Source organism: Undibacterium sp. TC4M20W, from assembly GCF_049340245.1.
In the GTDB taxonomy this organism is placed as follows: Bacteria; Pseudomonadota; Gammaproteobacteria; order Burkholderiales; family Burkholderiaceae_D; genus Undibacterium.
In genome coordinates, this window is record NZ_JBMPPI010000031.1 from 1 (window position 1) to 13,849 (window position 13,849).

Below are 13,849 nucleotides of genomic sequence, written 5' to 3' on the forward strand. Positions count from 1 at the left end.
AACTTTGATACTCTTTCATCTTGAAACTCCTTCTTTTGGTAGAGATAGAAGTTTCAAACCGACCGCCGTATAGGTCAAACCTTGAGGAGTCCCCCGGCAGAGCCGGGGGATTACCTTATTTATTTAGAAATTGCTGCACGGTACGCACATCCAAATAAAAAAACCACCATGACCGTGTCATAGTGGTTTTTGACAGATTTCAGAAGTCCAGGTAACTACTTGATTACCCAATTAGCTACTTACTTAAAGCCCAACTTAACGCCTTCTTTATTGACATTGGCAATCAGGTCTTTACCTATGCGTCCTTCCATTTCTTTTTGCACTGGCAACAGCGCTTTGCGCCATTCTGCTTTTTCTTTGTCAGTCAGTACGTAGACTGTTGTCTTGCCAGATTTTTTGACCGCTTCCAGTGCATTGTCATTTTCTTGCTGGGCAATCGCATTGGCATACTTGGTGGCCGATTTCATCGCTTCATCAAGCTGGGCACGTATGTCTGCTGGCAAACCATCCCAGAATTTTTTATTGACGATGACAGCATAGCCAAGATAACCGTGATTGGTTACGGTGACATGCTTTTGCACTTCATGCATTTTTTGCGTATACAGATTGGATGGCGGGTTCTCGGTGCCATCTACTACGCCGGTTTGCAAGGCTTGATAAACTTCAGAGAATGCCAGCACCTGAGGATTCGCACCCAAAGCGCGCATTTGTGCATCCAGTACTTTAGATGATTGTATGCGCAGCTTTTGCCCCTTCATGTCGGCTGGCAAATGCATGGGTTTGTTGGCAGACATGACCTTGAAACCATTGTCCCAGAAGCCCAGGCCGATGATGCCCTTGGGCTCCAGCTTCTTCATGAGGTCTTTGCCAATTGCGCCTTCTGTCACGGCGTACAGGACGTCTTTGGAAGGGAAAATATAAGGCAGATCAAATACTTCAAATTCTTTGACGCCCAGCGGACCAAATTTGGCAAGGGAAGGTGCCAGCATCTGCACTGCACCTAATTGCAGGGCTTCCAGTTCTTCCTTGTCTTTGTACAGGGTGCTGTTAGCGTAAATCTCTACCTTAACGCGACCCTTGGTGGCTTTTTCTGCCAATTCCTTGAAACGCTCGGCAGCTTTACCTTTAGGCGTATCGTTGGAAACCACATGACTGAATTTAATGACGATAGGTGCTTGCGCAAATGCGGCACCACTGACGAGGGATGCGGCCAACAGGGAAAACAGCACTGACTTCAGTTTCATATTTGTCTCCGGACGTTTTTATGGATTGTATCTATTCTTGCACAGATTATTGCAATGCCAGCATTATCTGCCAACTGTGGAAAACCACAAGTCCGGCAACTAACTGACAGAAATACGACTAAGCCAGCCATTTCAGCAAAAAAATTACTATACTTGCACTCAATCTATTCATGAACACAATGTGGAAAACCACAGTTGCCGCAGTTGCAGTGCTACCTGAGAATGAGAAACAAAATAAAAATTAATTTTTACAATACGGGGACTCTATGAATCAAAAATCCACATTAGCTTGCTGAAGCCCACTGGTCGTCCTGACTTGTGGCATCGATACAGAATACAAATTTGTAGCTGGTGACGACTGCAGCCTGGCGCGTCACAATGCGCTACGAGATTGTATCTGTCCTTGATCAGCACCAAGACGCGCAATCAGATCTTATTACCAAGCTACATAGGTAAGGCATATCAGCAAGGCATAGGCATAAAAAAACATACTGCCTGTCTTTTCAACATCGCGTTAATTTTTCCAATAGGGATCCTGTCATGAAATTTCTCGATCATCTGGAAGAGTGGATTATCGCTGCCCTCATGGGTGGTGCAACGTTCATCATCTTCATTTCCGTTCTTCACCGCTACGGTACCGGCTTCAACATCCCTGTCGTGCAGGACTGGTTATTGTCACTGCACTTCAGTTGGGCACAAGAACTGTGCATCATCATGTTCGTCTGGATGGCCAAGTTTGGTGCGGCCTATGGCGTACGTGCAGGCGTACACGTAGGCGTCGATGTGCTGGTGACCCGCCTGCCGGCAGAATGGCGCAATGCCACAGTGTATACGGCACTGGTATGCGGCATGATCTTTACCGGCATCATTGGCACACTGGGCCTGACCTTTGTCTGGGAAAACGGCATGCACTATGCCATTTTCCACACTCTGGGCCTGTCTGTAGGCGAACTCACTGAAGGTCCGACTACCCCTGATCTGGAATGGCCTACCTGGATAGTCTATTCCGCAGTCTGGATGGGTTCTTATTTAATGTGTTTCCGTTTTATTCAGGTTGCACTTATCTTCAATCGCACTGGTAAATTGCCGGTACATGATCATGCCCATGTAGAGGGCTTGAGTGATGAAGAAAATGAAATCCAATTGCAACCAGCAACAGCCACAGCAGCCGCGAAAGGAGGTGCATAATGAGCGCAGCCATTGATACACTGGGCATCAAACAGATGTCTAAACAGCGTGCCACGATAGTCTTGTGTGGCATAGTCCTGGCGCTTGGTGCCATGTGCATGGTCGGCAAGATCGGTATTGTCTTCGCCTTACTGATTGCGCTGATGCTGACCGGCATCCCGGTCTCGATTGCCTTGGGTCTGACGGTGCTGATGTTCATGTACCTGCTGACCCAGGTACCGATCGAAGCCGTGGCGCTGAAACTGTTCACCGGTATAGAAAAGTTCGAGATCATGGCGATCCCTTTCTTTATCCTGGCAGGTAACTTCCTCACGCATGGCGGTGTCGCCAAGCGCATGATCAATTTCGCTACCAGCATGGTCGGTCACTGGCATGGTGGCCTGGCGCTGGCAGGTATTATTTCCTGCGCCATGTTTGCGCTGGTATGCGGCTCCAGCGTGGCAACCGTGGTGGCGATTGGCTCCATCATCTTGCCTGCCATGGTCAAGCAGGGTTATCCTAAGCAGTTCGGCGCAGGCGTCATCATTACGGCAGGCTCCCTGGGTATTTTGATGTTGCCATCGATTCCCAAGGTGATTTACGCGATTTCTACCAATACCTCGATTGGCGCCTTGTTCGTCGCAGGTTTGTTCCCAGGCATGTTGCTGACAGCCATGCTGTGTGCAACGACCTGGTTCCTGGCCAGGAAAAATGGTTACCCGCGCATGAAACGGGCAACCTGGGGCGAGCGCTGGAAGGCATTCCGTGAAAGTATCTGGGGTCTGCTGCTGGTCGTCATCATCATCGGCGGTATCTATAGCGGCATCTTCACTGCGACAGAAGCAGCGGCCATGAGTGCGGTATATGCCTTCTTCATCTCGGTCTTTGTTTATAAGGACATGAAGATAGCAAATACCCCCAAAGTACTGGTCAATTCAGCCGCGCTGTCAGCCATGCTGTTGTACATCATTACCAATGCCGTGCTGTTTTCCTTCCTGATGGCGCATGAGAATATTCCCCAGCTAATGGCTGACTGGATACTCGGCAAAGAACTGGGCCGTGCTGGCTTCCTGTTCTTTACCAATATCCTGCTGCTGCTGGCTGGTAATGTCATGGAACCATCGTCCATCATCCTGGTCATGGCACCTATTCTGCATCCGGCTGCGATGCGCCTGGGCATAGATTCCGTCCATTTCGGTATCCTGATCGATGCGAACATGGAAGTCGGCCTTTGCCACCCACCAGTGGGCCTGAACCTGTACGTCGCCAGCGGCATTTCAAAAATGAGCATTACCGAGCTGACTGTTGCCGTCATGCCGTGGTTGTGCACGATGCTGGTCTTCCTCGTGATTGTCACGTATTGGCCGGGCCTCTCCTTATGGCTGCCACGGGCCATGGGTATGATGTAAGCAAGGCAAGCAAGCGAAGGGCCAGAAATAGACATATTTCTGGCCTTTTGTTTTACAAACGTCGATACAGCCTGTCGGGTATCATGAGCTGAAAAGCTTGCGCATGCACAAATTACCCCTGTCAGCAATGATCAGGCTGCGATAAACTCGTTTTTTATGAAAAGCATCCAACGCTCCCAATCCTGGCCCAATCAAAAGTGGCGCTGGATTATTCCTATTTTGCTGCTGCTGTTATTCTTGTCTACGCTGATCTGGTTACCGTGGCAGGCGCAGCGCATGGAGGCCAATGAGCGTCAGGAACAACTGATTGCCGACTCGCTATGGGTGGAACAGGCCATACAATTCCAGCTCAACCGCAATGACGAAGTCTTGCGCCAGGTCGGTAATGAGATCAAATCGGCCAAGCTGCAAAAAGATGCCGTGCTGGAGCGCTTTCGCACCATACTCAAGAACAACCGTGAAATCCAGCGTATCGCCTGGTATGACGCCAGCAATAAATTATTGGTTGATACCCGCGAAGTCATACCGGCAACTAATGACAGAGTGCCCCTGCCCAAGTTTGAATTTGGCGAACTTGATGTCAGCGAAGAAACGGTGTGCATGAAACCCGTTTTGGAAATCAATGCCAAGAATGCCTATCTCATGCATTGCCAGATCCCTCTGATCAAAGACGATCACCGGGTAGGCAGCATCATGATCAGTTACCGCATGAATGCCATTTTGGAAGAGCTGGTGCCCTGGTGGTTTGCCCAGGATAACCAGATCACCATCACCGACATTGACGACCGTATCCTGGCGGAACGCAGTGCCGGTGGCAGCGGCAAAAACGTGTATACCCACAGCCGCGCCTGGGAATTACCCAGCCTGACCCTGGTCTTGCGCACGAACAGCATCAAGACTGAGCCCAAGCTTTTGTCGAACCTGCTGGTATTGTCGGTCATCCTGTTATCGATAGGGTTGATCTGGAGCCTGCTGGCCCTGTGGCGCGATATCAACCGCAGACTGGCCGCAGAGGGGGCGCTGCGCAAGCAGGTCACCTTCCGCGCCGCCATGGAAAACTCCCTGGTCACCGGTCTGCGTGCGCGTGATATGGAAGGCCGCCTGACGTATGTGAATCCGGCTTTTTGCCGCATGGTGGGTTTCCCGGCAGAAGAAATCATAGGCAAGGTGCCACCCATGCCTTACTGGGCACCGGAAGCCATAGAAGAATACCAGCAGCGCTTTACCCAGTTACTGGCTGGTACCGTGCCGTCCGAAGGTTTCGAGACGACCTACCAGCATGCCAGCGGTGAGCGCATCCCGGTGCTGATTTATGAATCTGCCCTCATCGATGAACAGGGTAAACAGGCTGGCTGGATGAGTTCCATCCTCGATATCTCTGAGCTCAGGCGCGCCCAGGAACTGACCCGTCAGCAGGAAGAGAAATTGCATACCAGTGCCAAACTGGCGACCATGGGTGAAATTGCCTCGATGCTGGCGCATGAACTGAACCAGCCATTGGCAGCTATATCAAGTTACACCACAGGTGCAGTCAACCTTTTGCAGGCAGGCATGATAGACCGTAGCCTGTTCCAGAGTGCGCTCGAAAAAGTCAATGCCCAGGCCCAGCGTGCAGGCCAGATCATACGCAGCGTGCACGAGTTTGTAAAAAAACGCGAAGCTGCCCGCGAGCCCCTGCAAATTGCCGACCTCATACAAAGTGCCATGCCGTTGGTGGAGCTGCAGGCGCAGGCCAGCCATGTCGCCCTGCAATGGAAGGTCAGGCCAAAACTGCCACTGGTGCTGGCAGACCGGGTCTTGCTGGAGCAAGTCTTGCTGAACCTGACCAGGAATGCCATCGAAGCCATGCAAACCACGGCACCAGAAAAACGCATACTGCGGGTAGAAGCGGCGCTGGATGAGGGCAGCCAGCAAGTGATCGTCAGCGTGACCGACCGCGGCCACGGCATACCGGCAGAAGTGGCCGAGAAACTGTTTTCACCATTTTTTACCACCAAGTCTGCCGGCATGGGCATGGGTTTAAACATTTGCCGCACTGCCATAGAATTCCACGGCGGCAAGCTCTCACATCATGAAAACCCTGCCGGTGGTACTATTTTCCAATTCGCTATACCTATACAAGACTATCCGAGCGCATCAAGTTAACAAAAAATACATAATGCGCCATACAAAAAACGGGAGATACCATGCTACATATTATTGACGATGAAGAGGTCATACGCGACTCTTTATCCTGGCTGGCCAGGTCCAGGCAAATTGCCGCACACAGCTATGAAAGCGCAGAAAAATTCCTGGTTGCCCTCGACAAACCACTGATTTTTGACAGCCAGGGCGACTGCATCCTGCTGGATGTGCGCATGCCCGGCCTGACCGGCATCAACCTGTTTGAAATGCTGGCAGCGCGGCAATTGACCAAACGCCTTCCCGTGATTTTCCTGACTGGTCATGGCGATGTACCGATGGCAGTAGATACACTGAAGCGCGGTGCCTTTGATTTTTTTGAAAAACCCTTCAATGACAACAAGCTCATGGACAGGGTGCAAGAAGCCCTGGCCATCTCGCGCCAGGCAGGTTCTGCGGCATTGGTGCATGACCGCTTAGCCAGCCTGTCTGCCCGGGAAAAAGAAGTACTGGACCTGATCCTGCTCGGCAAAATGAACAAGGTCATCGCCGACCAGTTGGGCATCAGCATGCGCACGGTAGAAGTACACCGCGCCCATATCTTTGACAAGATGCAGGTCAAGACTGCGGTAGAACTGGCGGGCTTGCTGAAGTAAATAATTGAAGTAAAAAATTGAAGTAAAGCCGATGTCTATCTTCACCCTGCTCTTCCCCGACTTCAGCCTGATACTGATCGGTTTTCTGCTGGCTCGTCATGCGCACTGGGGTGGACATTTTTGGGCCGGGGTGGAAAAGATCGTTTATTTCATCATGTTCCCGGCGCTGCTGTTTTACACCACCTCGCGCACCCGTTTTGATTTTCACTCGACCGGGCATTTGCTACAGGTTGCTGTCATCACTACCGCCTGTGGCATGCTGCTGGGCTGGCTGGCCAGGTTCATGTTTACCACAGCGCCCAGGATATTTGAATCGGGTGTGCAAACCGCATTTCGCTTTAATTCCTATATCGCGTTGGCGATTGCCTCACGTCTCGCAGGTGATGAAGGTACAGCACTGATGGCCTTATTGATCGGCTTTCTTGTACCGCTCTGTAATATGGGCGCGGTGTATGCGCTGGCACACAATAGCGGCAGGCTCATGAAAGAAATCGCCAGTAATCCGCTGGTCGTTGGTACCGCCAGCGGTGTCTTGTTCAGTGTGCTGGAGATACCCATGCCTGAAGGCATAGCCGCCACCTTGTCACGCCTGGGCAATGCCTCGATTGCATTGGGCTTACTGGCCGTTGGCGCTGGCATGCGTTTGTCCGGTTTGCGCGAAGCCAAGGGCATCGCTACCTACTTTTTATCGGTGAAGCTGCTGGCCCTGCCCCTGATCGCCCTCTTCCTTGGCCGCTGGCTGGAACTGCCACCACTGCAATTGCAGATCGCCGTCGTCTTCTGCGCACTGCCTACGGCATCCAGTGCCTATGTACTGGCGGCACGCATGGGTGGTAACGGGCCGTTTGTGGCATTTCTGATTTCTGCCAGCACGGTGTTGTCTGTGCTGACTTTGCCGGTGTGGTTGAGTTTGGTGCGTTGACGCGGTAACTGCAAGTCTGGCTTACTCCTGTGGAGCAGCAATGCCGCCGCTGCCACGCTGATGCGCAGGGTCGGACAATATCGCATTGATCTGATCAAAACTGACCGGCTTGACCGAGTGTGCATCAAAACCGGCATCCAGTGCCAGTTGCCGGTCTTTTTCCTGGCCCCATCCTGTGATTGCTACCATCACCGTGTTTTTCAGTTCAGGCATAAGGCGCAAGCCTCGCACCAGATCATAACCATTCAGGTGAGGCAGGCCGATATCAAGAAAAGCAAAATCCGGGCGGAAAGCCGCCGCCATACTCAGCGCTTCTGCCCCATCATGACTGATCTGGGTGGTGTGGCCTATCAACTCCAGCAACTCGCCAAATCCCTTGACGAAATCCACATTGTCATCCACCAGGAAAATCCGGTATTTTGCATCGGCTGCCTGCCTGTCTGCGATCTGCTGCTCATCCGCAAGCAGATTGACCAGCGCTGGCAGGCGCAAGATAAATTCACTACCTTCCCCCATCCCGGCACTACGGGCAATAATACTGCCACCATGTAATTCTGCCAGGCGGCGCGCCAGTGACAAGCCTACTCCCAGCCCTGCGTTCGAACGTTCTATCGACGAATCAGCCTGGCTGAACATGTCGAAAATACTTTCCTGCATGTGCAATGCGATACCTATGCCGTTGTCCTTGATGCGTATCTCAACATTCTTGCCATCCAGCGCAGCGGTCAGCCTGATCTGCCCGCCTTGCGGCGTATATTTGACGGCATTGTTGAGGAGGTTGGAAACGATTTGCGCCAGCCGCGTCACATCACCCGCGATCATCACTGTCTGCACAGGTAACTGCACCTCAAACTGATGGGCAAATTTATCGATCAGCGGTCGCGCAATCTCAACCGCATTATTGATGATGACATGCAGCGGCACGGGTGCCACCTGTATCGCCAGCTTGCCAGTATTGATGCGTGAGACATCCATGAGATCATCGACCAGGCGCACCATCTGCACCAGTTGTCTTTCCATGATATCGCGTGCTTTGGCTGATGCGGCCTTGTCGCCTTCCTTCATCCGCAAGATGTCGAGGCCAGTGCGTATCGGTGCCAGCGGATTACGTAATTCATGCGCCAGTGTCGCCAGAAATTCATCCTTGCGACGGTCGGCCTGCAACAGGGCTTCTTCTGCCGATTCGCGTATGCGCACTTCTTGTTCCAGGCGGGCATTGGTCGCTTCCAGTGCATCGGCACGGCGGCCAAGTTCAATCAGCATGTCATTGAATGCGCCAACCAGGGTACCGATTTCACCGCCATCGCGGCGTTCCACACGCAAAGAAAAATCACGGTGATACATGACTTGCCGCGCAACATCAGTAATCGCGCCCAAAGGCCTGGTAATCGCCACCTGCAAACGCGAAGCGACGATGCCGGCCAGCAGCAGGCTGATCAGCATGACCGAAACCAGGATCATGCTGTAACTCTTGATACGCTCAAACAAGGGATAAATTTCACGGATATAAACTGTGCCAAGAAATTCACCGTTTTCAATCACCCGGTAATAGACATGCAATTCACTGCCGTCTATCGTATAACCCGGCGCACCCGGTGTGTCAGGGTAGGCGGGCGAACCCAGGTCTGCCTGCATGTAGCCGGCAAATCGCTTGCCATTGGCATCGTAGATCGCCCCCACCAGAATTTGCGGCCTGGCACTCAACATGCCCAGATTGTGTTCAGCGGCAGCACTGTCATTAAAGCTCAGCGCCGGCGCCACGGCCTTGCCAACAATTTCTGCCTGGGTAGAAAGATCATTGATCCATGAGCGCTGGAAAGAGATCAGGTCATAAATCAGCATGGCGGCAGAAGCCACCAGCACCGCCACCATGGTGGTGATCATCGCCATCAATATCAGTTTGCCCCTGACGCTCTTGGTTTCTATCGCTGTTTTCATGGTGCCGCTTTTTGTACAAGGTAAGCAACCGACAGCAAACGGGAACTGAGTTTCAGGCCGGCTTTTTCAGCTGCGGGCAAAGAGACTTCAAAACGTACTCTGTCATCGACCATGCGAAAATTGATCACACTGCCAAGCCGCATGCCGCTATCAAATTCTGTAATAGACAAGATGCCCAGAGCAGCGGCATTCCGCAAGGGTTTTTCAGCTGAATCAGATTCAGCGACACCAATGAACAGTATGTGCAGGCCATCCAATTTCTCACGTGGCGCGATGGTTTTAACTGTCACGGTGCGTCCATTGATGCTGCGGCCAGTGACCTGTCGTGTCAGGTCAGCCGCCACATCGTCGGCACCCAGCACACCTATAACCAGGTGCATTTCAGCACTGCCAGCTTCTGCCACCGGAAAGTCAATATAGCCGATGAATTTTGCAATAAAGGCTGCCTTGATATTGCGTTCCTGCGGCACTTCTGCCCTGACTGACCACGCAGTACATATCACCAAAAATGACAATAACAGGCATGCCAGCAAACGCCAGAATAATGGCGTCAGCAGGGCGTGGTAGCTCTGGCCGACAGGAACCGGAGCCTGACCCGAATCGGTATGTTGAAAATGAATGTCAGTCATATGGGCTGACTAAAAACGTTTGGCAATTTTTAACAGCACGCTACGCTCAAATACACTTCTGCCCGCAATGCCACCAAACTCCGGGTGAGATGCATGCAAAAGGTTTTGTCCTATAAGAGCAACATCAATATCTGGCCGCACACGCCATGACCATTGCGCATCCATTTCGTAATAAGCGGGCACAGCAGGATTTGTCAGATCCGAGTTATAGCGCAAGGATATATCGAGCTGCTGATTTCCCGACAGATCAGAAGATGAACGCAAGGTCCAGTGACGGCCGGGATCATTGTTTGCCAGCCCGCTGGTGCCGCTGGAATCTTTGCTGCCTGCACGCAATTGCGTCGTGACACTTTGCACGACCATGCCGCCTGAGAGTCGCCATTTACCGACTGGTTGCCAGCGCCACCATGCCTCCAGCCCTTTGGTGCGGCCCTCACCCATGTTCTGGAATAAAGCACCGCCGCTAGCCTGAGGCTCCAGCGTACGTAAATTATCGTAGTGGCTGGCAAACGCTGTCATGGAATAAGAAAAGCCACTATCAAGTTGTGAGCGATAACCGATTTCAAGAACCTTTGCCACTTCAGACTGGAAATTGGGCCCGCCTGCGATACCAAACTGCGGAATGCCATTCACCACTTGTGGATTGGTTGGTGAATAAAAATCGCGGTCTATACGCGAAGGTGCGCGCACCGTACGCGACAGGCTGGTCCATATCAGTTTCGACTGCTCTGGCATCCAGGCCAGACGCATATTCGGTAATTGTTCCCAACCAGTATAGTTATTATGTTCGGCCTTCAGCCCCAGGGTAAGCTTGAATTGCTTGTTGATGGCAATTTCATCCTGGGCAAACAAATTGGCCCAATGCATGCTCAGGTCACCAGGCAAAAAACCAAAAGCCGGGCCATTAGTGACTCGGTCACTCGAATAGCGGTAACCACCGCCCCAGGAAAAACGGTGATCATCACCAAAATGCAGATTATGTTGCATCTGCAAATCCACCGTACCCAAACGCTCGGCAAAGGCATTCGGCTGATTACGTTCGGTATGGTCAAATATCAAACCCAAGTGCAAGTCAGAACCATCACCAAGTTTACTATTGAGCGCGCCCGTCAGATTGGCGCCACTGATGCGAATATTTGCTGTGCCCGTCTGCCCCAGTTCACCAGAATAGGCATCTCCAGACAGTGCCACGCCATAATTGCGGATCAGCCAGTCAGACCGGAAACCCGCTTGCAAGCGACGAAAACCTGTATGGGTATTCTCGCCCGTCGCAGTATAAGTATCATTCACCTCAGTGGCCTTGGCATAGACCCGGTAATGACCATTGCTGAACAGTTCCCCACCATAGCGAAAACCACCAACCCGGTCTTTGCTGCCACCGACAAAGCCGATGACACCATCCTGGGTATCTTTGGCAGACTTGGTAATGATGCTGATGACACCATTCACCGCATTCGCGCCATAGATAGTCGCACCGGGGCCACTGATGACCTCTATGCGCTCAATATCCGCCATCAGCACATCCTGGGCATCCCAGAAAACGCCCGAAAACAGCGGTGAATAAATACTGCGCCCATCGATCAGCACCAGCAGCTTGTTTTCAAACGCACTGTTAAAGCCACGCGCCGTAATCGCATAATTGCGCGCATCCACCCGCGACACCTGCAAATTTGGCGCCAGCCGCAAAGCCTCTGGCAAGCTACGCGCACCGCTGCGGGCAATGTCAGCCGCATTAATGATATAGATGGAAGCTGCCGCATTACCCAGCTTCTCTTCCTGGCGCGACAAAGACGTGATGACAACTTCGCTCAATTGCTCCAGCGAAAGCCCAGGCAATTCACCATCCCCGTCAAGCGCGAGGGCACTGACAGGGCATAACAATAACAGGAGCGCTGAACATACAGCTGCATGAATGCGTTTTTGGAGCATGATAAGCTGTCTGTGGATATATTTAAGGAACACCTGCTGCCTTGAGGCCGACGCAGTATGAAAAGCATCAAGGCCAAACCATTACCAGCATGATAAGGGCTGATTGTCGCAGAAAACAGTTAGCTATGCCACTTAGGGTGAGGAAGCAACAAATTGGTGATCCAATTGCATACAGGTCGCGTTGCTGTTGGTTTTGACTTTGGGGTTGATGTTGCTGTTGCGTTTGACTTTGACGTAGCGTTTGACTTTCCGCAGTTCCCATGTGTAGCCGCCATTTGTGTTGTACAGAAAATGGATTAAGAAATGCCCGTGTTTGAGGTGTAGCAGGGGTTTCGTGCAGCATGCTGCACGCCTGCGTAACGGCAATCGCTTGCAAGCGATTGTGCGCCCTGCAAGGGCAGCGAGTTTCGGGCATTTCCCATTTTTTGTACTGCACAAATGGGCACCCCGCAGGGGCGGCTACGCCTGGGTCGCCTTTCTTTGAATTCTTTCTTTGGCGACGCAAAGAAAGAATTTCGGCTGCCGGGCCGAGACCCGGCTTGTATCCACGAAGGGCAATCGCTTTAATCAAAGTACGGCAAAACAACGAACGTCACTAGGCTCCTGTCTGCGCAGGAGCGACGAAATGAAGGATACGGCTTATCAATCGGCATTCGATGAACTCACGGAATCCGAAGAACTAAACCGCCTCCACACCATGCCTCCCCAAAGCCCAAACCACATGCTCCCTCACCATCTCAGAAGGATGTAGCAAGCGCGCCTGCAAAGCCGAAACAATCTCAGCATCACCACGCATGGCAGTAGCCGCATTCCCCAAGCCAACCGCAATATTCCGCAACCAGCGCTCATGCCCTATACGCCGTATAGGGCTCCCCTCCAGCATGCGCAGGAATTGTTCTTCCGTCCAGGCGAACAAGTGCACCATGCGGGCATTGTCGAGACCATTGCGGACAGAAAAATCGTCAACAGCCGCAGCCTGGGCAAATTTATTCCAGGGGCAGACCAGTTGGCAATCATCGCAGCCATATACCCGGTTACCTATCAGAGGGCGCAATTCCACCGGTATGCTGCCGTGCAATTCAATGGTCAGGTAAGACACGCACAAGCGCGCATCGACAGTGTATGGCGCAACAATGGCCTTGGTCGGGCAGACATCCATACAAGCGCTGCACTGGCCGCAGTGCTGGCCGACTGGTTCATCGACTGGCAAGGGAATGTCGATCAGGATTTCCCCCAGAAAGAACATTGAACCCGCCTCGCGACTGAGTAACAGACTGTGTTTTCCGCGCCAGCCCAGGCCAGCCTTGGCTGCCAGCGCCACTTCCATGACGGGGGCAGAATCGGTAAAGACCCGGTAACCGAACGGGCCTATGGCTTTTTCTATGCGTTCAGCCAGTTGCTGCAGGCGGGTGCGCAAGACTTTGTGGTAGTCGCGGCCACGTGCATACAGGGAGATCACGGCTTTGTCAGCGGCCTGCCCCTGCTCTTCGGCACGCCAGCTTTCTGTCTTGGGCAAATAGTTCATGCGGGCAGAAATCACCCTGACCGTGCCTGGTACCAGCTCTGCGGGACGGGTACGTTTAGTACCATGGCTAGCCATGTAGGCCATTTCGCCGTGGTAACCAGCGTCCAGCCACGCCTGGAAGCTGCCTTCTATATGCGACAGATCGACGTCACCTATGCGCAGCTCGGCAAAGCCCAGCTCCTTGCCCCACAGGCGTATTTGCCCCGCCAGGTCGGCCAGGGCTGTGCTGTCCAGACTCACGCGCCTGCCCCTCTGTAGTACACAGATTGAGGGTGTTGTGCTATGTTAGGCAGATTCATGAATAGGAAC

Annotated in this window: 10 protein-coding genes; 5 read left to right on the forward strand and 5 right to left on the reverse strand. The window is 52.4% G+C overall.

The features are described 5' to 3' along the window. Positions 1 to 239: 239 nt before the first annotated feature. Entirely contained in the window at positions 240 to 1,244 is a 1,005-nt protein-coding gene (locus ACO0LL_RS25330; RefSeq protein ID WP_422953584.1) for a TRAP transporter substrate-binding protein, read from the reverse strand. A 540-nt stretch (positions 1,245 to 1,784) separates the two neighbouring features. Here ACO0LL_RS25330 and ACO0LL_RS25335 point away from each other — a divergent pair. From ACO0LL_RS25335 to ACO0LL_RS25355, 5 genes are all read left to right on the forward strand, one after another. Continuing rightward, complete coding sequence (locus ACO0LL_RS25335) at positions 1,785 to 2,432, forward strand: TRAP transporter small permease (RefSeq protein WP_422953585.1); 648 nt, start codon at positions 1,785 to 1,787, stop codon at positions 2,430 to 2,432. A gap of 98 nt (positions 2,433 to 2,530) precedes the next feature. Continuing rightward, complete coding sequence (locus tag ACO0LL_RS25340) at positions 2,531 to 3,820, forward strand: TRAP transporter large permease (protein WP_422953642.1); 1,290 nt, start codon at positions 2,531 to 2,533, stop codon at positions 3,818 to 3,820. A gap of 156 nt (positions 3,821 to 3,976) precedes the next feature. Then, entirely contained in the window at positions 3,977 to 5,965 is a 1,989-nt protein-coding gene (locus ACO0LL_RS25345; RefSeq protein WP_422953586.1) for a sensor histidine kinase, read from the forward strand. Positions 5,966 to 6,006: 41 nt separating this feature from the next. Then, positions 6,007 to 6,597 carry a response regulator transcription factor gene (locus tag ACO0LL_RS25350; RefSeq protein ID WP_422953587.1) on the forward strand — a complete coding sequence of 197 codons (591 nt, stop codon included), beginning with the start codon at positions 6,007 to 6,009 and terminating at the stop codon, positions 6,595 to 6,597. A 31-nt stretch (positions 6,598 to 6,628) separates the two neighbouring features. Then, positions 6,629 to 7,519: an AEC family transporter gene (locus tag ACO0LL_RS25355; protein WP_422953588.1), complete on the forward strand. Its 891-nt coding sequence runs from the start codon at positions 6,629 to 6,631 to the stop codon at positions 7,517 to 7,519. A 21-nt stretch (positions 7,520 to 7,540) separates the two neighbouring features. Here the strand turns inward: ACO0LL_RS25355 and ACO0LL_RS25360 are convergent, their stop codons facing one another. The 4 genes from ACO0LL_RS25360 to queG form a co-directional block, all read right to left on the reverse strand. Further along, positions 7,541 to 9,457, reverse strand: coding sequence for an ATP-binding protein (locus ACO0LL_RS25360; RefSeq protein WP_422953589.1), 1,917 nt, complete (start codon positions 9,455 to 9,457; stop codon positions 7,541 to 7,543). Continuing rightward, positions 9,454 to 10,086 carry a YfiR family protein gene (locus ACO0LL_RS25365; RefSeq protein WP_422953590.1) on the reverse strand — a complete coding sequence of 211 codons (633 nt, stop codon included), beginning with the start codon at positions 10,084 to 10,086 and terminating at the stop codon, positions 9,454 to 9,456. Before ACO0LL_RS25365 ends, ACO0LL_RS25360 begins: the two co-directional genes overlap by 4 nt. 9 nt (positions 10,087 to 10,095) lie before the next feature. Continuing rightward, a complete protein-coding gene (locus ACO0LL_RS25370; RefSeq protein WP_422953591.1) occupies positions 10,096 to 12,015 on the reverse strand; it encodes a TonB-dependent receptor plug domain-containing protein in 1,920 nt (639 codons plus the stop codon). Positions 12,016 to 12,694: 679 nt separating this feature from the next. Next, a complete protein-coding gene (queG, locus tag ACO0LL_RS25375) occupies positions 12,695 to 13,780 on the reverse strand; it encodes a tRNA epoxyqueuosine(34) reductase QueG (RefSeq protein ID WP_422953593.1) in 1,086 nt (361 codons plus the stop codon). Between the last annotated feature and the right edge of the window lie 69 nt (positions 13,781 to 13,849).